19 protein-coding genes and 1 pseudogene are annotated in these 24,750 nt (G+C 40.6%); 11 read left to right on the forward strand and 9 right to left on the reverse strand.

The window, feature by feature from the left end; all coding sequences use genetic code 11:
• Positions 1–32 precede the first annotated feature (32 nt).
• Both V7K56_RS14180 and V7K56_RS14185 read right to left on the reverse strand, forming a co-directional pair.
• Positions 33–2,708 carry a TonB-dependent siderophore receptor gene (locus V7K56_RS14180; protein WP_334911441.1) on the reverse strand — a complete coding sequence of 892 codons (2,676 nt, stop codon included), beginning with the start codon at positions 2,706–2,708 and terminating at the stop codon, positions 33–35.
• Positions 2,709–2,837: 129 nt separating this feature from the next.
• Complete coding sequence (locus V7K56_RS14185; protein WP_334911443.1) at positions 2,838–3,827, reverse strand: AraC family transcriptional regulator; 990 nt, start codon at positions 3,825–3,827, stop codon at positions 2,838–2,840.
• A gap of 142 nt (positions 3,828–3,969) precedes the next feature.
• On the opposite strand from V7K56_RS14185, the pseudogene V7K56_RS14190 reads away from it, so the two are divergent.
• A pseudogene (locus tag V7K56_RS14190) lies at positions 3,970–4,059 on the forward strand (transposase-like zinc-binding domain-containing protein); the annotation flags it as partial.
• On the opposite strand, the gene V7K56_RS14195 reads toward V7K56_RS14190, so the two are convergent.
• Positions 4,035–4,253 carry a PepSY-associated TM helix domain-containing protein gene (locus V7K56_RS14195; RefSeq protein WP_334911445.1) on the reverse strand — a complete coding sequence of 73 codons (219 nt, stop codon included), beginning with the start codon at positions 4,251–4,253 and terminating at the stop codon, positions 4,035–4,037. The pseudogene V7K56_RS14190 and the gene V7K56_RS14195 overlap by 25 nt on opposite strands.
• A 654-nt stretch (positions 4,254–4,907) precedes the next feature.
• Between V7K56_RS14195 and V7K56_RS14200 the strand changes: the two genes are divergently transcribed.
• The 4 genes from V7K56_RS14200 to V7K56_RS14215 all read left to right on the forward strand — a co-directional run bounded on the left by V7K56_RS14200 (position 4,908) and on the right by V7K56_RS14215 (position 10,133).
• Positions 4,908–5,357: a hypothetical protein gene (locus V7K56_RS14200; RefSeq protein WP_334911447.1), complete on the forward strand. Its 450-nt coding sequence runs from the start codon at positions 4,908–4,910 to the stop codon at positions 5,355–5,357.
• 210 nt (positions 5,358–5,567) lie between these two features.
• On the forward strand, positions 5,568–7,658 hold the full coding sequence (locus tag V7K56_RS14205) for a hydantoinase/oxoprolinase family protein (protein ID WP_334911449.1): 2,091 nt from the start codon (positions 5,568–5,570) through the stop codon (positions 7,656–7,658).
• A 72-nt stretch (positions 7,659–7,730) separates the two neighbouring features.
• Positions 7,731–8,489 carry a GNAT family N-acetyltransferase gene (locus V7K56_RS14210; protein WP_334911451.1) on the forward strand — a complete coding sequence of 253 codons (759 nt, stop codon included), beginning with the start codon at positions 7,731–7,733 and terminating at the stop codon, positions 8,487–8,489.
• An 81-nt stretch (positions 8,490–8,570) separates the two neighbouring features.
• Positions 8,571–10,133: a hydantoinase B/oxoprolinase family protein gene (locus tag V7K56_RS14215; RefSeq protein ID WP_334911453.1), complete on the forward strand. Its 1,563-nt coding sequence runs from the start codon at positions 8,571–8,573 to the stop codon at positions 10,131–10,133.
• Positions 10,134–10,188: 55 nt separating this feature from the next.
• Here the strand turns inward: V7K56_RS14215 and V7K56_RS14220 are convergent, their stop codons facing one another.
• Together V7K56_RS14220 and V7K56_RS14225 are read right to left on the reverse strand one after the other, a co-directional pair.
• Complete coding sequence (locus V7K56_RS14220) at positions 10,189–11,010, reverse strand: alpha/beta fold hydrolase (protein WP_334911455.1); 822 nt, start codon at positions 11,008–11,010, stop codon at positions 10,189–10,191.
• A gap of 55 nt (positions 11,011–11,065) precedes the next feature.
• Entirely contained in the window at positions 11,066–11,458 is a 393-nt protein-coding gene (locus V7K56_RS14225; protein WP_334911457.1) for a carboxymuconolactone decarboxylase family protein, read from the reverse strand.
• Between the two features lie 222 nt (positions 11,459–11,680).
• On the opposite strand from V7K56_RS14225, the gene V7K56_RS14230 reads away from it, so the two are divergent.
• Positions 11,681–12,097: a (2Fe-2S) ferredoxin domain-containing protein gene (locus V7K56_RS14230; RefSeq protein ID WP_334911459.1), complete on the forward strand. Its 417-nt coding sequence runs from the start codon at positions 11,681–11,683 to the stop codon at positions 12,095–12,097.
• A gap of 222 nt (positions 12,098–12,319) precedes the next feature.
• On the opposite strand, the gene V7K56_RS14235 is transcribed toward V7K56_RS14230, so the two are convergent.
• From V7K56_RS14235 to V7K56_RS14250, 4 genes are all read right to left on the reverse strand, one after another.
• Positions 12,320–12,910 carry a nuclear transport factor 2 family protein gene (locus tag V7K56_RS14235; RefSeq protein ID WP_334911461.1) on the reverse strand — a complete coding sequence of 197 codons (591 nt, stop codon included), beginning with the start codon at positions 12,908–12,910 and terminating at the stop codon, positions 12,320–12,322.
• Between the two features lie 671 nt (positions 12,911–13,581).
• Positions 13,582–16,509: a beta strand repeat-containing protein gene (locus V7K56_RS14240; RefSeq protein WP_334911463.1), complete on the reverse strand. Its 2,928-nt coding sequence runs from the start codon at positions 16,507–16,509 to the stop codon at positions 13,582–13,584.
• A 1,008-nt stretch (positions 16,510–17,517) separates the two neighbouring features.
• On the reverse strand, positions 17,518–17,655 hold the full coding sequence (locus V7K56_RS14245) for a hypothetical protein (RefSeq protein WP_334911465.1): 138 nt from the start codon (positions 17,653–17,655) through the stop codon (positions 17,518–17,520).
• Between the two features lie 202 nt (positions 17,656–17,857).
• On the reverse strand, positions 17,858–18,394 hold the full coding sequence (locus tag V7K56_RS14250; protein WP_334911467.1) for a nucleotidyltransferase family protein: 537 nt from the start codon (positions 18,392–18,394) through the stop codon (positions 17,858–17,860).
• Positions 18,395–18,588: 194 nt separating this feature from the next.
• Between V7K56_RS14250 and V7K56_RS14255 the strand changes: the two genes are divergently transcribed.
• The 5 genes from V7K56_RS14255 to V7K56_RS14275 all read left to right on the forward strand — a co-directional run.
• The gene (locus V7K56_RS14255) at positions 18,589–19,854 is read left to right on the forward strand and encodes a plasmid pRiA4b ORF-3 family protein (RefSeq protein ID WP_334911469.1); all 1,266 of its coding nucleotides are present in this window, start codon (positions 18,589–18,591) and stop codon (positions 19,852–19,854) included.
• A 127-nt stretch (positions 19,855–19,981) separates the two neighbouring features.
• On the forward strand, positions 19,982–20,437 hold the full coding sequence (locus V7K56_RS14260) for a GFA family protein (protein ID WP_334911471.1): 456 nt from the start codon (positions 19,982–19,984) through the stop codon (positions 20,435–20,437).
• 353 nt (positions 20,438–20,790) lie between these two features.
• Entirely contained in the window at positions 20,791–21,468 is a 678-nt protein-coding gene (gene cobO, locus V7K56_RS14265) for a cob(I)yrinic acid a,c-diamide adenosyltransferase (RefSeq protein WP_334911473.1), read from the forward strand.
• A 610-nt stretch (positions 21,469–22,078) separates the two neighbouring features.
• Positions 22,079–22,519 (forward strand): hypothetical protein, encoded by a 441-nt coding sequence (locus tag V7K56_RS14270; protein ID WP_334911475.1) that lies wholly within the window; start codon positions 22,079–22,081, stop codon positions 22,517–22,519.
• Between the two features lie 345 nt (positions 22,520–22,864).
• A partial coding sequence (locus tag V7K56_RS14275) for an NACHT domain-containing protein (protein ID WP_334911477.1) occupies positions 22,865–24,750 on the forward strand: 1,886 nt, incomplete at its 3' end.

Below are 24,750 nucleotides of genomic sequence, written 5' to 3' on the forward strand. Positions count from 1 at the left end.
GTTCCCTTTGCAAGGGTTGGGCTGGGGAGGAGTTAAAGCTCCCATGAAATCGTCCCCTGCACCGTCAACGGATCGCCATAAAAAACTCGATACCTATTGAAAGAAGTTTCAAAGTAATCGACATCAAATAGATTCTGAAAATTAAGAGCAGCACGAAACCTGTTGCGTTTATAAAAAATCGCCGCATCCGTGCGGAAATAGCTGGGTAGTTGAAAAGTATTTAATGTGTCCCCTTGCCGTTCTCCGACAAAGAATAATCCTACGCCAGCGCCGAACCCTTGTAAACTACCCCGTTGAAATTCATAGCTTGTCCACAGGTTAAAGGTATTTTCAGGAACGGCGCGAAAACGAAGACCCACGGGAAGCGTGTTGTCCTCAGTCACTTTGGCATCGGTGTAGGCATAGCCCGCAATGATGTTCCATCCTGGCAGAATTTCGCCTTGAAAGGTGAGTTCAACACCTCGGCTGCGCTGTTCACCTGTTTGGATAGAAAAGCCAGGATTGTCTGGATCGTCTGTTAAAACATTGGAACGAGTCAGATCATAAAGAGCAAGTGTCGCCGCTAGTCGGCTATTCAAGTCTGCTTTGACCCCAACTTCATATTGGGTGCCGCGTTCCGGTTGAAAGACATTGCCACCAAAGCCAGTGCCAAGGGTTGGGGTAAAGGAGCGACTGTAGCTGGCATAGAGTGAGATGGGCACAATCGGCTGATAGACAATGCCCACACGAGGGCTAAAGGCATTGCCAGACTGCTTGGTTTCTGTATTCGCCAGCCGATCTTCGTCAGTTTGCCGAAACGTATCAAAGCGTCCGCCCAGCAGCAGCTTCAAATTTTCAGCCAGGGTGATTTGGTCTTGCACATAAATGCCTAGTGTGTCTATGCTACCAGAAATATCAAACGTAAAATCAACATCACCAAGCGGTTGACCATACACAGGATTGAATAGGTCAATGGGAGCAGCTTCGCGACCAAACCCAGTAAAATTGGTTTCCTGTCTAGTGAGACTAATACCTGTGACCAATTGATGACGAATACTACCTGTAGAAAACTTACCCACAACGTAGGTGTCAGAGTTAAACGATTTGCCGTTGTTGCTCTGAGATCCAAAGAATCGGCTCAGAGTCCGATTATCATCCGCTAGGTCATAGCCAGCCATAAATGTCCTGGGTGCTTCAGCTTGTAGGAATCTAAAGGCATTTCGGATCTGCCAATTAGAGCTAAACCGATGTTCAAGATCATAGCCAACTCGTGTCGTATACAAACTTTCTGTGTCATCTGGCTCACCCACATTCCGATTGCGGGGTATTTTCCCATTCGGATTTGGCAACACAGTTCCCACAAGCGGCAGAGCATAGGTTGAATCGGCAGATTGGGGTTTAGCAAAATATTCAAAGTCTATAGTCAATTTTGTGCGATCACTAAGGAGCCAACTGAGAGTTGGTGCAACAAAGTATCGCTGTCCCTCGAAGAAATCAAAGAAACTTTCCGTCGTTTGAGCCGCCAGGTTGAGTCTGTACAGCACGGTTTTGCTGGTATTGAGCGATCCTGAAAGGTCGAGCGCACCGCGATAAAAGTCGAAACTACCCACAGACGCTTCCACCGAGTAGTAGGGTTGATTCAAAGGCTGCTTGGTGACATAGTTAACCGTTCCTCCTGGTGCAGCTTGACCATACAGAACGGAGGCAGGTCCTTTCAGCACTTCAATCCGTTCGATCCCTGCCGTCTCAAAGCCAATGTTATTATTATTCGGACTTTCATTTAACCCATTCCTCAAGACATTGTTACCAGAATCAAAGCCTCGGAGGATAATAGATGAATCGAACAGAGATCTGGCAGGATTTCCAAACCCTGCACCCGGAACGTTTCTGAGTGCTTCAGCCAGGTTAGTGACGTTTTGATCCCGTAGCACTTGCTGGGGTATAACTTGAATCGATTGGGGAATATCACGCAAGGGTGTGTCGGTTCGTGTACCCACACTAGCATCTGGTACACGATACCCGTCTTGCTCACCCGTCACGACTAATTCAATCGGCTCATCCTGTGCCGATGGTGTTTGACTCGCTGGTTGCTGTTGTTGAGGCTGTTGTGGTGGAGAAGTCGCAATTGCAGCAGAAGTTATACCAAAAACCAGACCTGCATTATCATCAAATAACTCAACTTTTGGTAAAGCCTTTTCACCCACCACCGTTACTCGCACAGTATTTGCATTTATATTTGTCACTATTATTTCTGTAATTCCCGCAAGTGGCTTATCTGAACGAAATGTAAAAGCATTGCTCGACGGTAAGCGCAATTGTCCACCAGATACATCTGCAGTAAAATTGCTGCCAGCACTGCGATTTGTAACTTGCAGTTGAGTCCCAAAGGGGGTTTCTAAAATTACCTCTATACCTTTATCTGTGGGATTAGCTTTCACCCCTGTAATTGGTACAACAGAACTCTGTTTCTGCCCTAGTGAAGCAGGGACAGAAGGGGGGTTAGTCGGCGTGGGCGACTGCACTAACAAATATTCAGCCTTAGTGAGAGGGATTTTTAACTCGCTGGGTTGTCGGATTTTTCGATGACCACTACCTTGCTTCAAAATAGAAGCTTGTTGAGTATTATTATCAAATTTTACCTGTGCGGCAACTCTTTGAGTTACTAGAGTAACGATCATACCTACCAAAGTTGCTGCCAGCAAATAGATATTCAACTGCCGACTTTTCATGCCACTCCCCACACAATTTTAATTAAAGAATTTATTCCAGATATTTATTAATTGCAATGAAGCTTAGTGTAGAGTGGCACTGGCAAGCGTGTCTATTGCAAAACTGCAATTAGAAATCGCAAAACTGCATTAATCTCCGAAAATATTCTTTTTCCCTGACAAACATTCACTGGGTGTAATCCCAAATTTTCTTTTGAAAACAGCAGCAAAGCTTGCTGGCTGGGAATAACCAATCAAATTGGCAACTTCGGCAATACTCACCTTCCCAGAGCGCAAAAGTTGCTCTGCTTGTTTCATCCGTTGCTGTGTGAGATAACCAAACACTGTTGTACCAAATAATTCTCGAAACCCATAATGCAAAGTGCGCTCGCTAACCTGCACAAGTTGGGCTAATTCTAGTATCGATGGCGGATTTTCCAGACGAGAGAGCAAAATTTCCCTAGCGTGATAAATGCAAGCGATCGTTGTATTTTTTAATCTTGGTGATGGTTGCACTCCAGCTTCTTCAGCTAAAAAGGGGTCAAGTTGCAACGCCATCAACTCTAGTACCTTACCCTGTAAATACAGACGCCTTGTCATCCCGTGGTAAGGACAGTCGAAGATTTGCTGTGCCACTGTCTGTATTGCCGTTGTGGTTTTTGGGTAAAGCAATGTCTGCCACTCGTTAGCTTTTGCCAAAAAACGTAGTTGCGGTGGAATTTCTCCATCGACTGTTGGAAAAAAGGTTGCCAACAACTCAGGAGGCATACACAAGCTAATACCTACTTGTGATTGCGAATCCAAACAAGTCATCTTTTGTTTAATGCCACCACCCGAAATAAGTGTGTATCCTTCTCCTATTTGCCCACCAAATTCATCTCTAATTTTTCCTGAAAGGAGAACAGCAAAATCCAAAGGGTGAACACCTTCATCTCTTTTGCTCTGTATTTCATCATAGTATTCGCAGTTACTAATCCCCAGCCACAGTTGGGGATACACCTCAATATCTCGCGTATATCCTTTGCCCAGTTGCTGAGGTACTTGACAATAGAATTCAAATGGTTGTGATGGATTTTGTGGGCTATTTTTGGCAGCTTCTGCCCACCATTCTTGCCACTCTGGTGTAGGGGTAATGGTCACAGTTGGTATTAATTAATAATATTTTTTATTAATAATTTTACCGCAATTTTGTGCTAACTCTTGCTTGAAAATGTTACAGCCTAGATAAATCCTTGAAAAATTTGGCGTTGCACAATGAGAATATGAATTAGGATGAATCTTCATGGAATGTCCGCGTTGTAACTCCAATCATATCCGTAAAAATCGCAAACAAAGGGGTAAGCAAAACTACTTGTGTGTAGATTGTGGTAAACTGGAGTAGTTTGCTATTTGCTGAAATGTAGCCGCATAAATCATCGGGTTGATGAACTCACCGAAGCTCCAGCAAAATCCTGTGAAAAATGTGAAGACTAGAAATACTGTTGCGATCGCGCCAGCCAGTTTGTGAACATCAAAATTAATCCGCTTGAGATGAGCATTCCACCTAATTTTGAAACTAGAAATCAACCTGTGCCAATCAGACTAAAGGATAATCCCTGTAATGCTCACGAAGGACATCAGTCTGCGCTGTCATGGTAATAATCATTCGCAGATGGTGCGATCAGGCGATCGCAAGTAATATCATGTCCGGCTAATCACGTATGATTACTGTATCTGTGCAAAAATCCCAAAAGCCTCTTTCCCCCTGCTTCCTGCTCCCTGCTCTCCTGCCCTCTAAATGATAAATCTTTAACAGGACATGATATAAGATATCCGGAAGTTCTCGCCTTTACGTCCGTCAGCTAACAATCCGCTTGCATACCGACCGTATCAAGATGGCTGTTAAGATCAAGAAGTCACTTGCGGCGGCCGAAGTTTTTCTTTGGCTTCTATTACTGTTAAAAATTAAAGTATAAAAAACAGGTAACATAGTCACCTGACTTTCATGCTTGATATATTAGGATTGTGAAAAAGATTATACGGAAACTTTCCGTATAATAAATAGTTGTACCGCTTACTTCTTGAATTGAAGCGTATTTGAAAATTGATCTGTTACAGTTCAGAATTGGACAGCTTTATCGAAGTGACCTGGTGATTAAAGTTCATATCATAGAAATTGAAACAGGCTTAGAAGCTCATGCTGTCCGCTATGCAGCAGAATACTAGGGAGCATCTGTAACAATGACGTGGGTTGGTAATTCTGCTCAGATTGTTGATTTTCTATCTAGCAAACCCGATCACGATGTCATTATTATTTCTGGACATGGCGATGAACGAGGTTTACTGTTACCTGAGTTGGTGGAAGAAATCAGGAGTAATTATCCATATAACGATGTCATCTGTCCAGAAGATTTTGCCCAATTTCTTAAGTTGGATTGGAATATTGTAGTTAATGCTTCGTGTATGTGTGGGGTTCAGCCACTAGCAGATGTCTTTCTAGCTGGAGGTGCGGGGTATTACATTGCTCCGAACAATTATTTAGAAGGCAATGCGTCTTTAATGTACTTGCTGAATTTTCTGTATGAGTATATGCAGAATGAGCAGAATGTTGACTCAGCACATAGCGCGAGTTCTGCACATTCTGACGATCGCCGTCAATTTACACTTTTCAAATCAAGCTTAATAGCATGATTATGAATTTAAGAATGCTTCAACTTACTGGTTGCGATAGCTACAATTTCTCAGACGCAATGCCTGGATTGGATGTAGCGATGTATACGACGAGCTACGCCTATGCTAACCCGCCTCACTAGTTGAAAAATCAAAACTTCAAATTGAGGAACTATAAATACTCTAAATTCTATTGTTATGCTACCTCTATAGTGTTGAGGAAGCAGAGTAATGTTGAAGGTTTTTGCAGACCGTGGTGGTACATTCACAGATGTTGTTGCTGTTACTAATAATCAAGCAATTATCGATGGAGTTTCAAAACATCCTGAACGTTTTTTAATTGTGACTCTGCCTAATCAGCAATCGATTATAATCTACAAACTACTTTCAGAAAATCCCGAACAATATGAAGATGCAGCCATCCAAGGTATTCGAGATATCATGGGTATTGCTAGCAACGAACCCATTCCTACTAAGGCGATAGAAGTAGTAAAAATGGGGACAACAGTAGCAACAAATGCTCTGTTAGAAAGAAAGGGAGACAGGGTTGTTCTTCTGATCACCAAAGGGTTTAAAGATGCACTGCGAATTGGCTACCAAAACCGTCCTAATATCTTTGCCCGCCAGATAATTTTACCAACGATGCTTTTTGAACAGGTGATTGAGATAGATGAACGCTATGATGCTAGCGGAAATGAATTAATATCTATAAATATTGAACAAGTCAAAAGTGACTTACAAGCAGTCTACCATACAGGAATTCGGAGTTGTGCTATTGTTTTTATGCACAGCGATCGCTATCCTGCTCACGAACAAAAAATAGCTAAACTTGCCCAAGAAATCGGTTTTACTCAAATATCCGTATCCCATCAAGTTAGTCCGTTAATGAAGTTGGTTAGCCGAGGAGATACAACAGTAGTCGATGCTTATTTAACTCCTATTCTGCGCCGCTACGTTAATCAAGTAACAAGTCAGTTACCCAGCGTCAAATTAATGTTTATGAAATCTGATGGCGGTTTAGTTGCAGCCGAACAATTTCAAGGAAAAGATAGTATTTTAAGTGGCCCGGCTGGTGGTATCGTTGGCGCAGTTCAAACTAGTAAAAGGGCAGGTTTCGAGTTAGTTATTACTTTTGACATGGGAGGGACAAGTACAGATGTTGCCCACTTTAAAGGAGAGTATGAACGACAACTAGATTCGGAAATTGCTGGGGCGCGGATGCGAGTTCCTGTATTAGCAATTAATACCATTGCTGCTGGAGGTGGTTCTGTTCTCTTTTTTGATGGTTCTAGTTATCGTGTTGGCCCTAAATCTGCTGGATCAAATCCTGGGCCTGCTTGTTACCGACGCGGGGGACCATTAGCGGTTACTGATGCCAATGTGATATTAGGTAAAATTCACCCACAATATTTTCCCTCAGTTTTTGGCATTGATGGCAATTTACCTTTAGATAAAGATATTGTTCTTGAAAAATTTACCCAATTAATCCAAGACATTCAAGCCACTACGTTAAATCATTCTACTCCCGAAGAAGTAGCCGCAGGATTTATGGCGATCGCAGTGGAAAATATGGCGAACGCAATTAAAAAAATCAGTCTGCAACGCGGTTATGATGTTACCCAATATGTGCTTTGTTGTTTTGGCGGTGCAGGTGGGCAAGTTGCTTGTTTAATTGCCGATACCTTGGGAATGAAAAAAATATTTCTACATCCTTATGCTGGAGTTTTATCTGCTTATGGGATGGGATTGGCTGATGTCCGGGCGATTAGAGAAGGAGGAGTTGAGCAACCTTTAACTCAAGCATTAATTCCTCAACTACAGCAGTTAATAGAATATTTAGAAGCTCAAGCTAGAAGTGAAATAGATGAGGCACTGAGTCAAGTAGAAGTAATCCGAAAAGCTCACCTAAAATATCAGGGTACTAACTCTACCTTGACCGTTAATTTTGCTGATGATTTGGTATTGATGCAACAAGAGTTTGAGAGTGAACATCAATCTCGCTACGGTTTTATTCAATTAGAGAAAAGCTTAATTGTTGAATCTGCTTCAGTGGAAGTAATTCAGAAAATGGATACTCCCGAAGAACCTTTAATTATTCGTACTCGTTCTTTAAATGAAGTTCCCGTGTCTGTTGAGACAGTAAGGATGTTTACTGCTGATAGATGGCACGATACTCCTGTTTATCGACAGGAAGATTTACAACCAGAAGATAGTATTAATGGCCCTGCGATCGTTGTGGAAAAAATTAGCACAATTGTAGTTGAACCTAATTGGCAAGCGAAATTAACTGAACAGAACCATCTAATTTTAGAACGTCCATAAACTAGCTATTGCTGAAAAATACTCACCCTCACTAACCTCAACACGGTTTTACAATCAAAAGGCTATTCATTCATGGACTCTCGCATTCAGTCATATTTGCGCTTCGCGGCAAGCCAGCAACGTCATACGGAGCAAATAGGGCCTTTCTTGGCTAGCTTTAACCGCCATAGCGCCAATCCTTTTCTTAACTATGCCATCCCCAAGGACGCAGCCACACCTTCACTCACCGACGTCAAGGCACTAATCGCTGCCTATGAAAGTCGCAAACGAAAACCGCGTTTAGAGTATGTAGCTTCTCTTGCGCCTGCTGTCGAGAAGGCCCTAGTAGCTGCTGGTTTCACCGTTGAGGGACGCTTGCCACTTATGATTTGTACTCCTGGTTCAGAGCAATTGCTTCCTGCTCCCCCAGATATTGAATTAATCGTGCCAGTTTCACACGCCCAGATACTTGCTACAGTCACAGTGCAAAACGAGGCTTACGGAGAGTCTGCACCAAGCCCCGAAGATGGTGAACGTCTTGGTAATAGTCTAGCAGCAGGCGGAATCGCTATACTTGCTCGTATTGCCGCAACGGGCGAACCCGTGGGGGCTGGAGTGTGTTCCGTGCCGGGAAATCAGATGACAGAAATCGCTGGTATCGGTGTACGTGTTGCTTTTCGCCGACGCGGCATAGCAGGAGCCTTAACAACCCGGTTGGTGCGAGAAGCTTTCGAGGCAGGTGTTACGGTGGCGTTTCTCATGGCGGCACATCAAGAAGAAGTGCGAATTTACACTCGCGCCGGTTTCTCTACAATAGGCGAAATTTTGCACATTTCGCTTCCACCGAAGTAGACAGTGATAGCTAGTAGTAAACACTGAAGTATTTAAAAGAGCGCTTAAGCGATTACTACACAATTTTTTAAGGAATTAAAAATGTATACAACAACTCAACCCGATCCCGTCCGCTTAGAAATATTCAAAAATCTCTATCAATTTATCGCTGAACAAATGGGAATTGTATTACAAAATACAGCCACATCAGTGAATATCAAAGAAAGGCTGGATTTCTCCTGCGCTATTTTTGACTCATCGGGATTATTAGTAGCAAATGCTCCCCATATTCCTGTGCATTTAGGCTCAATGAGTGAAAGTGTCCGCAGTTTAATTAACGATAAAGGCAACACTCTAAAATCGGGAAATGTCTATCTATCTAATAACCCCTATAACGGCGGCACACACCTTCCTGATGTCACTGCAATTACCCCTGTTTTTTTGGAAAGTAGTGAAAATACTCTATTCCCTACCCCCCTATTTTTTGTTGCTTCTCGTGGACACCAGGCAGATATTGGTGGAATTACTCCCGGTTCTATGCCTCCCCATAGTACCACAGTAGAAGAAGAAGGAATTCTATTTGATAATTTTCTCTTGGTTGAAGAGGGCAATTTTCGAGAATCCGCAGTCAGAAAGCATCTTTCAAATCATACCTATCCTGCTCGTAACCCTAATCAAAATATAGCTGATTTTAAAGCACAAATTGCCGCCAATGCACGGGGAGTACAAGAACTTCGTAAAATGGTTTTACAATACGGACTTGATACTGTTCAAGCTTATATGACATTTGTACAAGCTAATGCTGAGGATTCTGTTAGACGAGCGATCACAGTTCTCAAGGATGGCTCATTTACTTATAAAATGGATAATAATGCACAAATTCAAGTTAAAGTAACAATTCACCTAGAAAACCGCAGTGCTACCATCGATTTTACTGGGACTTCTCTACAACTAAATAGTAATTTCAACGCTCCTAAAGCTGTAACTCAAGCAGCAGTCTTATATGTCTTCCGTACTTTAGTTGATGATAATATTCCTCTCAATGCCGGATGTCTTAATCCTCTAGAAATTATTATCCCGGTTGGCTGTATGCTTAACCCAACCTATCCAGCCGCAGTAGTTGCGGGTAATGTAGAAACTTCTCAAACTATTGTCGATGCTTTATATGGTGCTTTAGGTATCATGGCCGCTTCTCAAGGAACAATGAATAATTTTACTTTTGGTAATGAGCAATATCAATATTATGAAACTATTTGCGGCGGCTCTGGGGCCGGAATTGATTTTGATGGTACTGATGGTGTTCATTCTCACATGACTAACTCTCGCTTGACCGATCCAGAAGTTTTAGAAACTCGTTATCCTGTACTTTTAGAAAGCTTTAGTCTTCGTGCTGATAGCGGTGGCAAAGGAAAATATTCGGGTGGTAATGGAGTTGTCCGCCGCATTCGATTTCTAGAATCTATGACAGCTAATATTCTCTCTGGTCATCGGGTTATCCCTCCCTTTGGATTAAATGGTGGGGAAGCAGGAAAAGTAGGACGCAACTGGATACAACGTCAGAATGGAATTGAAGAAAATTTAGATAGCACAGCAACAGTAGAGATGAAACCTGGGGATGTTTTTGTGATAGAAACTCCTGGCGGCGGTGGTTTTGGGAAATCTTAATATCATTTACCAAAATTTTTGCAACAATAGATTCACCACGCTACTTCACCAAAATCTAAAACCCAAAATTGCTATAAGCTGGCTTCAACTTTCGCAGAAAATTAAGTATAGCTGAAACCACAGCATCCGGCGATTCAATCAAGAAGCCGTGACCACCACGGTCGATGACTACAAGTTCAGCATTAGGAATACCTTGAGTAAGTTGCTGGGAAAACTTTAGTGGAGTGAGAATGTCTTGTTTACCAACCAGAACTAAGGTAGGACAATGAATTTGTTGGAGGCGGTCTGTTGTGTCACTGTTAAGAATGGCTTGGCTGTGATGATAAAGTGAATAAGGTGCAGGTGGGAAAGGATATCTGATGGCAAATTCAATCAGACCTTCAATCATTTCAGGAATTGAGTAGAATGCATCTGTAAATATCCAGGGCAATACGACTTTTTCATAAAGTTTCAGGTCCACATTACTAGGAAGTTCGCCCCAAGTCTCGATGATGCTGTTGAATAATGCATCACCTTTTGCCAAAGATGAAAGTAGCATCAGACTTTTTACCTTTTCAGGGTGTGCTAACACTAATTCTTGGGCTATCTGACCACCCATTGAATGACCTGCTACATGCACCTGCTTAATTCCAATATGATCGAGCAATGTTGCAACATCACTAGCCATCTGTTTGAGACTATAGGGGTTTTCGGGAGCAGAACTTCTTCCCATACCTCGGTTATCCAAGCGAATGACTTGATACTGCAAAACCAGTGATGGCATAATCAGCGACCAATAGGCATGATCGCAAAGATAGCCAGCTATTAATAGCAAAGGCTCACCTGTTCCTTTAATGTCGTAGAACAAATCAATTCCGTTAATCTGAACCTTAGGCATAGTCAATAATTCTGCTAAACCTGATTTTTAAGTAGGAATAGACAAGGCTAAACTCCTACGTCTTGAATTTCTCATCCACCGGAATTTGATAGCCGTTGGCGAGGCGATTGGTCATATTAGCAGTGGCTGCGATCGCCATTAGTTCCCCGAACATAGTATCATTCATACCCTTGGCACGCGCTGCCGCTGTGTGCGAAGCAATGCAATACTCACAGCCATTCGTCACACTCACGGCAATATAAATCAGTTCGCGCATCAGTGGATCGATCTCACCAGGGCTGGTCATCACTTCCTTTACCGCTTGCCACGTTCGTTGCAGGGTGGGGGGATGATTAGCTATGGCTTTCCAGAAATTATTGATGTAGTCATTCTGACGTGTAACGCGGATGTCGTCATACACTGCACGTACTTCGTCGTTGGCTTCTTCGTATTCGATCAGCTTAGTCATGTTTTAATTCCATATAGTTTCCCCAGCGAGTGGGAACTCCTAGATTGTAATACTGAGTTGTAATTAAAGATAGTAATATCATGTCCCCTTAACGTCTATTGGTGAAAATTCTACATCGTCTACAAACGACTTGGCATAGGCTAGCATTTCTTGGGCGATCTACTAGAACAGACTAAACAGGAAATTTACACTATCCTGTCTAATAAATAGGTGGGGTAGTCTATGAAAAAATTCTTACAGCGTATTAAGAGATTGCTAAAACGTATCTTCAAGAGGTTTACATCTAATTCTCAGCAACCATCGCCTCTAATAAATACTCGATTAGAAACTTCTATTCCAACTGTTTCTCCCCGATGGGAGTCTGGTTTGGTGCTTGTATGTTCACAATGTGCAAACGAGCAGTCAGGCTCAACCGCTTCCGAAGATTTAGAGAATTGGTTGAAATCTCGTTTAAAATTTGAGGGATTATGGGGTGAATTTCGGGTCGTTAGCACCAGTTGTTTAGGAGTTTGTCCACGAATGGGTATTACTGTTGTTATTGTCAGTAATGGAAATCACGGTAATAGTCCATGCTTAATTGTAAATCCTCAAAGCGATCGCGAACTTCTCTATTCATACATCAAACAAAATCAAGGCTGACTGCAAAGGTTTGCTAAAGTTTAAAATTATAAAATTCAGAACTGTATTTTATTTTGTGCTATGTTTTGCTCAAGTGGCAAATAAAAAAGGGAATGAATATTTTAATTCACTCCTTTTTTCAGTCATCAGGAGGTAAAGAATACTTATCAAACCTGTATTAGTATTATTCCAATCTAAAGAATTATTCTTTTAAATGAGGTATATTTTGTCTGACAAAAGTAGCTAAGGATTAGTGCTTCGGGCATTAGTGCTTGAAGAAGTAGTTGGCGAACTGAGATTCAAGAAATCGATGAGTTTAAGGGTACGATTACGAATTTTCCAGCGTCCATTTCTGTTAACCACTTTATCTTCATAAGTGCCATTAGCGACATCAATACTGGTTTCCGAGCGTTTGTGAGTTGCATGGAGGTAAGAAGTCATCGTTGCTTGATTATTTTGAACTGAAATGTTTATCGTACCCATCAAATGTTGAGTAGCTGTATATCCATTTCCTTGGAATACTGAATAGACAAAATCTGCCCAAGAATCTGTGCCATAACGTGTTTCACTTGTCCCATTAGGAAAAATAGCAGTGAGAACTGAATCTTGAGTAAAACAATCTCGATAAATATTCTTTCCCTCTAGTAGATTTCCTCTACCAATAGCATCAGTTCCCAGAGCGTAACAGGATGTTAATTTTTGAATTTCTAGTTCCGCGTTAGGTTGAGTTGCGCTTGCTAGTTCAAACTTACCTCCAAGAAACAGCACAAGAGTGACTGCAAGCACAATCAAAGTTATACGATTTAACAGGAACGAAATAGCCTTTGGAACCATTCTCCCATTTTTTCTTCTTTTTTCCACAAGATGACTCCCTTAATTGTTTAGAATTTTTGCATCTTGTACTTTACCACAAACTAAAGTTTTGGTTAATAATTTTAAGATTATGAAAACTGGCAATAAGTTTGCAGATTTTGCTAGTAATTATGTTTTATATTTGCTAGAAAAGCTCTTTTATAGTAAATGATAAAGCTAATACATACAAGAGTTGATGTATACAATTAGTTATATAGGACTCATATCTGATTTCTGAACAAGATTTCAGATAAAGCCCTGATAAAACAGGCTTTTCAGTCTCAGTATGTTTTCAAAAATCAAATCGGAGTCCTATAACAGTTAATTGATAAGTTATAAGTGCTAATTATGACTAAGTTTATGTTGATTTGATTAAGTAATCAAGTCACCACTTATATACAGTAGTTACGCAACTGTCACCCTTGAGGAACAGTAAATTTATCGAAAATTCACTTTATCAAAATTGCCAATGCAGATATAAACCAATTTAACCAAGAATACCGCAAACCGTCTGCACTCATGCCGAAAGTTGAGGAACTAAACCCAACACATATTCTCTGTTAACACCAATTACATTGATAAATCAAATATGAGGTGCCCAAAAGAGTACCTCACAACCTACACTTAGAGTGATAGCAGAGTGCTAATCACGATTAAACGACCACAAAGTTATTTTCGGTTAGTGTCACACTACCAAAAAGTTGTGCAAATTTTACCTGAGTAAATTCACCCGCACTGCCATCGGCATCAAAGTACAATGCACCTGTAATATTGTCATAAATAAATCGTTGATTACTTGTTGTTGCAGATGTTCCGATTGTAAACTGATTAGCGAAAAGTGAACCTGTTGATAACCTTGCAGATGTTCCGATTATAAACTTACTATAAAATGATGACGAGTCATCGTTATTAAAACCAGCAGCGGATACCTGAATTAAGTCATCGGCAGCGTTGAAGTCATAAATAGTATCAACACCTTTATTGTAACTATTGAAAACAAAAGTATCAGTACCAGTTCCTCCATAGAGACTATCATTACCGGGGCCACCTGTGAGAATATCATTACCATCATCCCCAGAGAGTAGGTTATTGGCTGAATAGACACCAGCACTCAAGCTATCATTACCTGCACCGCCAATAATCGTATCATTGCCATAATAGTAGCCATAGAGGGTATCGTTGCCATTGCTCCCCACAATGTTGTCATCGTACTCTGTACCTGAGATATTTAATCGTTCAATATTCTTGTAGCTAACCCCATCCGTGCCCGCCGTAATTGAGCCAATGTTAGTATTAGCATTGTATGTCGTTGTGATTCCTCCGGTAGCAAAGTTAAGATTGACGGAGTACAAATCGTCACCCTTACCCCCATCTATCGTATCATTGCCACTGGGACCACCATTGTAATCATCATTGCTCCCAGAGAGCGTATCGTTGCCATCGTTCCCTATAATAAAATCATCGTATTGTGAACCTGAGATATTTAATCGTTCGATATTCTTGTAGCTAACCCCATCCGTGCCCGCCGTAATTAAGCCAGTGTTAGTACTGGCATTAAATGTGGTTGTGATTCCTCTGCTAGCAAACCTGTAATAACCGGACAACACATCGTCACCCTTACCCCCATCTATCGTATCATTGCCACCAGAACCTGTGGAGAGCGTATCGTCGCCATCGTTCCCCACAATGTTATCATCGTACTGTGAACCTAAGATATTTAATCGTTCGATATTTTTGTAGCTAACGCTATTCGTGCCCGTCGTAATTGAGCCAACGTTAGTACTGGCATTAAATGTCGTTGTAATCCCCCCTGTAGCAGAATAATAGGTGTAATCGACGGACAACAAATCGTCACCCTTACCGCCATCTATCGTATCTTTGCCACCATAACCTGTAGAGAGCGTATCGTTGCTATCGTTCCCCACAATGTTGTCATCAAACTCTGTACCTGAGATATTTAATCGTTCGATATTCTTGTAGCTAACGCTATACCTGCCTGCCGTAATTGATATAATGTTAGTAGTGGCATTGAATGTTGTTGTGATTCCTCTGGTAGGATCGCCAAAATTGACTGACAACTCATCGTCACCCTTACCCCCATCTACCGTTTGTGTCACTAAATCAGAATTAGAGGGGATATAATCTTTGGATGCGAATCTTAGATAGAAGGAATCATCACCATCGCCCCCAAAGAGCAGATTATCGCCTGTCGAACCGCTAGCATCTAAGGTATCATCTCCAGCACCACCGTTAAGGGTGTTATTGCCAGACGAGCTATCGTCGTTGTAGTAGCCGCCACCTCGATTCTGGTTGCCAGAGATGTTAAGAAAATCATTGCCATCGCCCCCAGAAAGCAGATTATCGCCTCTTGAACCGCTAGCACCTAAAGTATCATCACCAGCGCCACCGTTGAGGGTGTTATTGCCAGACGCGACAGAGTTAGTGGAGGTGTAGTAGTACTCACCAACATCTCCAGACTCATAGCCAGAGATGTCAAGAAAATCATTACCATTGCCCCCAAAAAGCAGGTTATCGCCCTTTGAACCCCTAGCACTCAAGGTATCGTTACCTGCACCACCGTTGAGAGTATTATTACCTAACAAGAGAAGGTTGTATGTGTACAAGGGGCCAGAGTTGTATTGGTAGCCAGAGGCAAAGAGAAAATCATTGCCATCGCCCCCAAAGAGCAAATTATCGCCTAGTAAATAGTCAACATTCAAGGTATCATTACCAGCACCGCCGTTGAGAGTATTATTGCCCGCACCACCCCTCAAAAGGTCGTTACCACTCTTGCCGTCAATGATGTCATCACCCCCTTGACCATTAATCACATCATCTGAGTTGTCAAAGCCGTTAACATTATTGGAGAGGTCATTAAGAAAGGTGACTGTGTTTTTGTTAAAGATAGTGTTTTGGGTGGAGTTGGCATTGAAGACATCGAAGCTGTCTGTGATGGTAGTTTGCCCATAAAAGAGAATATTGCCCAAGTCTACAGTGGCTCCTGTAGATTTGCTCAAGTTTTCCAAATTTTCCAGGGCTAAGTTTTCCAGGATGAGTTTGCGACCACCGAACACTCCAGAAAAGGTGATTTCCAGATTGTTACCATTCTGAGTCAACAGCAGATTTTTGGCCGTCAAGCCTGCACCTTGAAATGTTAGGGTGTCCACTTCCCCAATGGCTGCTGCTGTCGGGTTTGTCCCTTTACCTACGGCACCGAAATCAGCAATCTTACTATTGTTGTAGAGGAAAGAGTTGTAAACAAATTTATCCTTGCCACCGCCACCTGTGAAGACATTTTTGCCACTGCCATCTATGAAGATATCATCGCCATTACCACCGTTGAGGGTATTATTACCAAAGGTGTCAGAGACGGAAAGAGAATCATTGCCATCGCCCCCATTCAGTAGCTTATCGCCTGATGAATCGCCAGCACTCAAGGTATCGTCACCAGCACCACCAATGAGAGTATCATTTCCTGCACCACTTTTCAAAAGGTCGTTACCTGTTTTACCATTAATCGTATCCGCGCTGTCGCTGCCCATTAGAGTATCATTACCGTTGGTTCCAATGATATTTGCCATAATTTTTACCTACATAAATCGATTTTTTCAGTAACTTCACTTCAACTTTTAAGTTGATATTTGTGCCGTTTTCAAGCACAAAAAAATCACCGAAATTTGATATTCTCGGCATCCTTTATACGTCATCCTTGCTCAACAGTAATATTTCTCAAAGATTCACACTCTTCCAAGGTTTTACCTATACTCTTTTTAAGAGTTTCAAACTATCTAAGTCTTAAGAAATGTACAAATTAATTAGCGTGTGAATTTTTTAAAATTGATCATTTCAGGTTTTTTTAATCATCCTTATTCAGTCGAAATCACTCTTTGCAGTATCGAAAAGTTCGGTTTCAATGACTAAAATTCATCCTTCATATATTTATTTTTTTGCCAGTGCCTAAATCCTACTAGAAGAGAAAATAGTCAAAAGTTGACTTTTGATGGAGAAAAAGATTTTGATGCCCTCATAGTTGGCTGTTATCTGTGGGTGTCTAACTTGAAAACAGAATATCTCAAGATCCTCAAAATAACTACATAGTCAATATTTTACTTATATGTCTATGCTTAAATACTCATCTTTGCATAATCTTCACATTATTGGCTGAGAAATGTATACACAAGTACTAAGCTTTGTATATTATTCATATTCTTCTTGTATTTAGGCAATCAGGACTTACACAGCTGGCACAGTCAAGGAGAAAATATAGTACAAGAATACTGTAAAGGGTAAGTAATACCAATTCAAAATTCAAAATGACGCTCTCTACGAGACGCTGCGCGAACGCGGACTCGCTAACAAAATTCAAAATTAAGAAAGCCAGACATCACAAAGTTTTGGGTGTATGTATCTGTCGCATTCTTTTTTTAAATTGGTATAAGCTTCTTTGAGAAGTCATGAATCTGCTGCTAAAACTATCAAAAATTCCTTGTTCTCCCAAAATTGGAATAGAAATTATAAATTGTGTCCCTTGTCCCAATACTGATTCACAAATCAAATTTCCACCATGATTTTTAACTATAATTTGCCGACTAATAGATTGCTACACCTGCAACTAAATTACCCAGATAAGACATTTTTTCACTATTGATAAGTTGTAGTTGCGCTTTTTGTAAATCTTTTATCGATTGTTCTAATTCTTGAGATTTCTCTTGCGTTCTTGTGTACAAACTAGCATTTTCTACAGCTTTAAAATACTCTCCAAATATATAAAAGAGCTTCCCTGCTGAATATCAGTTTATGTCTGTTCGTTTTATTATCAGTACGTAGAAAATTATTAACATTGTGCTTCGGTATGCAAGGTTTGTAAATTAAAAAGCGATTATTTCCTTGTAGCGGAAACTAACGGCTAAACCGATTTTATTGTAACTTTTATGCCAAGCGCAGATAAGGACACTTCTGTAAAAATCCAGATGCCTTATTATGAGCATCTAAATTATGAGTATGCGTTGGCGTAGGTCGAATAATGCCACTAAATAAGTCATCCAACCCGTAAGGTGTAAAAAATTGCCATTGTCCTTGGACATCTAGTCTAACTCCCACAGCGGTAGCAGTGTGCAGCCAATCTGTAATGCCATCCTCTGTACTAGTGTAAGGTCTGCTACCAAGCCGCCAACGAGCAAAACTGGCTTGATTTTTGACATCAAACTCATCATTAGGAAATTGTTCTGTGAGAGTCGCCTTTGCTGCTAGTTCTTGGGAACGGTTTCCCTCTATATCAAAGAATGCAATATCAAAATCTTTAACACCTAACTCACAGTCATTGCCAAAAATTGAAGACCAAACAGTGTTTCGGACTGCACCCCCTGCTAACCACCAGTTAGGTAGATTTAGTTGAGCGATCGCTCTTAATACTGTATTAATGCGTGTATCAGCTAAAATCATCTGTAGGCGAATGTTACTATTCATATCAAATTCCTGGGATTGTCAAGTAGAAGGTGAAAATATTATTATTTATATTTCATTAAACTTACGGTGTTGATAGTCCTGTTGTGACACTTTGCAGTTCAATGTTTATCAGGAGAAACTCTGTAGTAATAGTATAAATAAAACAGGTTACACAGAAGGTGAAATTATGAATTTAGAATTTAGAATTTTTATTTATGGAAGATTTATTTGCGCGACTAGAACGCACACTCAATCCTGAACTACCTTCCCTAACAGAATCGCAACAAAAACTCCTACAAGAACTTAGTATTGATCAAAATCAACCCGGTACAATTTTGCATGACTTTCAAACTCTGATAGATTTCTTACAACCAAATGGAGTAGAAGTTAGTAGTGTTAATAATCTTCTTCCACTAAAAGTACTATCAGAAGTTAATTCTCGGTTAAGTCACCCAATTGAAACTAAACTCAAACGCCCTGTACAAAAATCATACCCTTACATTAATGGACTATATCTGTTATTACGCAGTTCTGGGATAGCTCAAATTAAATCCGAAGGAAAGAAGCAGTTTTTAGTTTTAGACGCCGCAACTTTGCAATCATGGTTAAGCCTCAATCCAACAGAACGCTATTTCAACTTATTAGAAGTCTGGTTAATTTGGGGAAATAACGAAGTTTTGGGCGAACATCAAGATTCATTAGGGAATTTATTTAGATGTATTCAACTTTGGCCTCGCGTTCCAGATAAAGGTTTAAAATTTCCTAAATATGAAGATCAAAACAATATTAGTTACTACCCCGGTCTGCATAATGTTGCCCTGTTAGAGTTATTTGGATTGTTATCTATCAAACATGGTAAACCACAAGAAGGCAAGGGGTGGCGCATTACTAGTTTACAACGCTTACCCTTTGGAGATGCTCTGTTGCAATTCCTTTTTCCATTAGGTATACGAGGAGAATTACAGGATGATGTAAATATAAGTTTTGGAAAATTGCAGTCACATTTTCAACCATTTTTTCCAGAATGGGAGCATAATTTACTTGTTCCCAAGCAAGGCTTCACTGATGGTATTTATATTTTCAAAGTCTCCCTTTTTAAGGCTTGGCGACGCATTGCTATACCAGCAAAAAAACCATTAAGCTGGTTAGCAGAGATAATTCTCGATGCTTTTGACTTTGATTACGATCACCTGTACGAGTTTAGTTATAAAGACCATTTTGGTCGTATAATCAAAATCGGTCATGCCTACATGGAAACACCTCCATTTGCTGACCAAGTGCAGATTGGTGATTTGTCTCTAGAACTAGGTGGGAAAATGACCTATCTTTATGATTTTGGTGACAACTGGAAATTTGATGTGCAATTAGAAGCAATTAATCCACCTGATAACAAAATCAAAAAACCGAAGATTTTAGAAGTTTACGGAAATGCACCTCAACAGTATTGGAGTGAGGATGATGAATTGGATGAAGAAGATTAAAAAAGTGTAGATAATGAAAATTTTCTCATGTCCCCGTATTTTTTGTTTGTGTTTACCAAAACTCGCTTTCAGATTGAAATAATTTTAGTTACAAGAAAGTATTACAAGTTATCAGGAGAGAAAAGCTGTGAATCTTCCATATACTGGAGGTTGTCAATGTGGACATATTCGTTATGAAATTCATGCTCAACCTTTAACTCTATACCTATGCCATTGCAAGGAGTGTCAGAAACAATCTTCTAGTGCTTTTGGTATGTCTCTTACAGTATTACGAGATGCTGTTGTAATTGTTCAAGGAAAACCGAAAACTTGGACTCGAAAAAATGATAGCGGACGTGAAGTAAATAACCTGTTTTGTGGCGACTGCGGAACACGATTGTTCCATGAAAGGACTTACAAGCCAGATACTATCAATGTCAAAGCTGGAACCTTAGATGATACCAGTTGGTTACGCCCAGTGGGTAATATTTGGACACGCAGTGCCCAGTCATGGGTGATAATTTCAGACCAATTGCTCAACTATGATGGGCAACCAGAGGATACGCAAGCTTTATGGGAAAAATGGAAACAACAACATCCATAAATGCATAACTTGTGATATTAGACATCATACTCCTGATATTTAAGTCAATGCCTTTGGTTATTAGTCTAACTTATGACTATACCAAAGGAGATAATAATCTTTTACAGGTAAAGTGCTTTAATGAACATATTAAATATTTAAAAAAGTAATAGTGAACTAAAATTATAAGTTGAGCTTGTATATCATATATATTTCCACTTGTCTGCAAATCGTTAATAAAGCTAACACACTATTAATATTTCACATGAAAAATTACTGGATATTTTCAATCAAGTAATTTAAGTGAAATTGGATAAGTAAGACGATTTTGGTTCATACTCAGCACTTATAACAGTTATTTCTAGACAAGCTTGATGAAAAACGATACACCGCAAGAATTGAATTCAGACCAAGAAATTGGGCGCTTGATTGATGAGGTAATGTCTTCATCTCTGACTGATGAACAGTACCGCAAAAAGATGCAGCGACGCAAAGAAGTGCAAGACAAGCGCATAGCAGAAGCTGTACCAGAAAAAGGGTTAATTATTGTAAATACTGGTAACGGTAAGGGTAAAACTACTGCGGCTTTGGGGATGGTGTTGCGATCGCTCGGTCATGGGTATAAAGTAGCAATCATTCAATTCATCAAAGGTAGCTGGGAACCTTCCGAAAAAACGGTTTTCAGTTATTGGGAAGACCAGATAGAATTTCACGCAATGGGCGAGGGCTTTACCTGGGAAACTCAAGACCGCGATCGCGATCTTGACAAAGCTAGCGCCGCCTGGGAAAAATCATTAGAATACATCCGCAATCCAGACTTTCAAGTGGTATTGTTAGATGAAATCAATATCGCCCTCAAAATGGCTTACTTACCAGTAGAAGACGTTTTAGCAGGTTTGGCGGAAAAACCCGCTAACAAGCACGTTATTCTCACAGGTAGAGGTGCACCACCTGCTTTAATTGAGCGTGCTGACTTAGTAACTGAAATGACCCTAGTTAAGCACCCTTTCCGCGATCAAGGTGTGAAAGCACAACCAGGAATTGAGTATTGAACTAAGAAGATTTAGATATGGATTCAGACCCTAACCAAATCTTATAGCGGTTTTCATCTGAATAGACCACAGTCAGCAAACCAACCTCAAGGATCATCAACGGAGATTTGCTTGCTGCGCTGTCGCCGTAAGAGGTATTATCTCAGACAACAAGCAAAAGCGATGTCTACGACGGGCTACGCCTACGCTCTTACAGTTGAAACTGTGAAAACTTAAACCTTTGCAGCTAATGTTACTTCATGTATAAGAAAGGCTTAAGTTTTTCTAGCAAATGTATAAGTTGTTGCTGCAAACGCTTAATACTTTGCAACAAATGTTCTTTCATGTATAAGAAAGGCTTAAGTTTTTCTAGCAAATGTATAAGTCGTTGCTGCAAATGTTTAATACTTTGCAACAAATGTTCTTCCATGTATAAGAAAGGCTTAAATCATTGCAGCAATTGTTGTAACGAACTTATGAATCTATTTATTACCTGGAAGAAAATATAGTCTAAGTAAAATTAACTAAATTTTTTCAGATCCAATCGCAACTGATTTGTTATATTTCCCCATGACAATCAGAAATACCGTGGTATAAAACAGTACTAATAACCTAGTAGCAGAGATGCATTATGGCACGTCGTAAAAGAAATTCCAGCGTTTTAGAACGAGCCGATCGCCGGATTGAAAGTTTACAATCTATCAGTGTAGAACTTGACTTTGGCGAAGGATTGACTATACAAGCTTACACCATGACAATTAACGATCTCCGGTCTAAGCTTGCTGCTTACAACACTGCGTTATCTACCATTGATAAACTCACAGATGACGTGAATAACGCCGAAAAGGCTGTAATAGCGATATCAGAAAAAATGTTACTAGGAGTTGGCAGCCGTTACGGTAAAACCAGCCCAGAATACGAGATGGCGGGTGGTGCGCGACGAGGTAATACCAAGAAGAAGCAAAGCGTACTAGGCAATTCTAAAGTCACCAATTCTTTAGCAGGTGATTCTGTTAAGGTTTCTTCTGCAAATGGATCTATGAATGGGGTGTCGGGTGCGATCGTCAGTTGAGTAAAATTCAATAGTCAAATTACCCCCCTTAATCCCCCCGATGCATTGGGGGGAGACAGGAATCTAGTTCCCTCCCCTTTCCAAGGGGAGGGTTAGGGTGGGGTAAAATCCTTGGTTAATCAGCTATTTCAGACTTGCATATACACCGTAGCCTTGGCAAGGGGGGTTAGGGAGGATTGAAAATCTAGGTAGTACATCAAAAAATTTTGAAATGCTTATCAGATATTCTTCAAGTTGAGCGCAGCCCGCCAATTACTTCGTTTGTAGGACACCATACAAAAGATTGAGCGTTTTATTGTGTAGTCTATAAAAGAGCGCTTAAAAGTCCTCGGTCAATTGACTACTATGGTTGCAGACCACAGCATAGATTTTCAAACGTATCTAGAATCTCTGAGCGAGAATGACACATATAGAGATTGGCAAGATTTATACACACCAACTGATGCCATAGACCGTCAAAGACTTGAACCCAAAAAATCGCGCAGACGCTTAGATTTGAGTTTGATGGTGCAAACAGTACCACACCAACAAGAAGGTGAAGCACCAGACACAGAAAAAATTGAACGGTTAAATATCCTCGAAGGGTTACGGAAGTATGCATCCGACCATGTATTGCTAGTAGGCAAACCTGGTTCAGGGAAATCTACAGCTTTAGAACGTTTGTTGTGGGAAGAAGCTCAAAAGGGGAAACAAAGAGAAGAAAATCAGAAAATTCCTGTGCTAGTGGAGTTAAGGCGCTACAAAACTTCGGTGCTGGATTTAATTCGGGACTTTTTGACTCGCTATAGCTTAGACCTCAACAGCGAAGAAATTGAAAATCTACTGTTTACAGGGCAATTTTTGTTGCTTGTAGACGGTTTGAATGAATTACCCAACGATGAAGCTAGACGAGATTTAGACGGATTTCGGCAGAAATACCGCCGAGTCACGCCGATGATTTTTACTACGCGGTATTTGGGAATGGGGGGTGATTTAGGTATTGAAAAAAAACTGGAAATGCAACCCCTCACAGAAGCGCAGATGCAGCATTTTGTCCGCGCCTATTCAGAGTTGGGTGATGAAATGCTGCGACAGTTGGCTGGACGCTTGCGAGAATTGGCGGAAACGCCGTTGTTATTGTGGATGCTGTGTGAAGTATTCAATGATGCTAAACAAATTCCTACTAGTTTAGGTGAGTTGTTTCGTTGGTTCTCTGGAGAGTATCACAAACTCAAAGAAAATGTACCAATTGCTGAAGGGTTACCTGAATGGGAGGCTGATTTATTGCAGCATCTAGCATTTGTAATGATGCAAGGCGATAATTCGACTGAGTTGCGATTAACTATTTCTAAACAGCAAGCGAGGAATGTTTTAGCGACATTTTTACAGAAGAAAGTAGCTTTTAGTGAGAATTGTGCAAGAGACTGGCTAGAAGATTTGCTCAAGTATCACTTAATTCAATTGGGGACAGGTAACCAGATTGAATTTCGCCACCAGCTAATTCAGGAATACTATGCCGCAGAATTTCTACTCTTACAGCTTGATAATATTAGTGATGAGAAGCTGAAACAGGATTATCTGAATTCTTTGAAGTGGACAGAAACTGTAGCGTTGATGTTGGGCTTAGTGGGTGATAAAAGGCAGGCTTTACGAGTGGTGAAGTTAGCCTTAGATGTGGATTTGCAGTTAGGGGCAAGGTTGGCAGGAGAAGTAAAGCGGGAGCATCAGAAAGAAACAGTCGATTTAATTTTAAAGTTAGACATTCATAAATTACTTAAAGTTGAGTTTTTGAGTATCACTCACTCAGAAGATGCCGTTACTTTTTTAATTAATGCTTTGCAGCATGAATATTCCTCTGTTCGTTGGAGTGCCACAGAGGCGTTAGGAGAAATCGGCAACCAAAAAGCGGTATCTGCCTTAATTAATGCTTTGCAGGATGAAGATTCCTCTGTTCGTTGGAGTGCCGCAAAGGCGTTAGGAAAAATCGGCAACCAAGAAGCGGTATCTGCCTTAATTAATGCTTTGCAGCATGAAGATTCCGATGTTCGTAGGAGTGCCGCAGAGGCGTTAGGAAAAATCGGCAACCAAGAAGCGGTATCTGCCTTAATTAATGCTTTGCAGAATGAAAATTACGATCTTCGTAGGAGAGCCACAAAGGCGTTAGGAGAAATCGGCAAAGAAGCGGTATCTGCCTTAATTAATGCTTTGCAGGATAAAGATTCCTCTGTTCGTTGGAGTGCCGCACAAGCGTT

The organism is Nostoc sp. (genome assembly GCF_036917535.1).
Taxonomy (GTDB): domain Bacteria; phylum Cyanobacteriota; class Cyanobacteriia; order Cyanobacteriales; family Nostocaceae; genus Nostoc.

What these genes read in the sequence shown, in the direction of transcription:
- V7K56_RS14180 (WP_334911441.1), bottom strand. Translation starts at nt 2,708, where the DNA reads ATGAAAAGTCGGCAGTTGAATATCTATTTGCTGGCAGCAACTTTGGTA.
- V7K56_RS14200 (WP_334911447.1), top strand. Translation starts at nt 4,908, where the DNA reads ATGACGTGGGTTGGTAATTCTGCTCAGATTGTTGATTTTCTATCTAGC.
- V7K56_RS14205 (WP_334911449.1), top strand. Translation starts at nt 5,568, where the DNA reads ATGTTGAAGGTTTTTGCAGACCGTGGTGGTACATTCACAGATGTTGTT.
- V7K56_RS14210 (WP_334911451.1), top strand. Translation starts at nt 7,731, where the DNA reads ATGGACTCTCGCATTCAGTCATATTTGCGCTTCGCGGCAAGCCAGCAA.
- V7K56_RS14215 (WP_334911453.1), top strand. Translation starts at nt 8,571, where the DNA reads ATGTATACAACAACTCAACCCGATCCCGTCCGCTTAGAAATATTCAAA.
- V7K56_RS14220 (WP_334911455.1), bottom strand. Translation starts at nt 11,010, where the DNA reads ATGCCTAAGGTTCAGATTAACGGAATTGATTTGTTCTACGACATTAAA.
- V7K56_RS14225 (WP_334911457.1), bottom strand. Translation starts at nt 11,458, where the DNA reads ATGACTAAGCTGATCGAATACGAAGAAGCCAACGACGAAGTACGTGCA.
- V7K56_RS14230 (WP_334911459.1), top strand. Translation starts at nt 11,681, where the DNA reads ATGAAAAAATTCTTACAGCGTATTAAGAGATTGCTAAAACGTATCTTC.
- V7K56_RS14235 (WP_334911461.1), bottom strand. Translation starts at nt 12,910, where the DNA reads ATGGTTCCAAAGGCTATTTCGTTCCTGTTAAATCGTATAACTTTGATT.
- V7K56_RS14240 (WP_334911463.1), bottom strand. Translation starts at nt 16,509, where the DNA reads ATGGCAAATATCATTGGAACCAACGGTAATGATACTCTAATGGGCAGC.
- V7K56_RS14250 (WP_334911467.1), bottom strand. Translation starts at nt 18,394, where the DNA reads ATGAATAGTAACATTCGCCTACAGATGATTTTAGCTGATACACGCATT.
- V7K56_RS14255 (WP_334911469.1), top strand. Translation starts at nt 18,589, where the DNA reads ATGGAAGATTTATTTGCGCGACTAGAACGCACACTCAATCCTGAACTA.
- cobO (WP_334911473.1), top strand. Translation starts at nt 20,791, where the DNA reads ATGAAAAACGATACACCGCAAGAATTGAATTCAGACCAAGAAATTGGG.
- V7K56_RS14270 (WP_334911475.1), top strand. Translation starts at nt 22,079, where the DNA reads ATGGCACGTCGTAAAAGAAATTCCAGCGTTTTAGAACGAGCCGATCGC.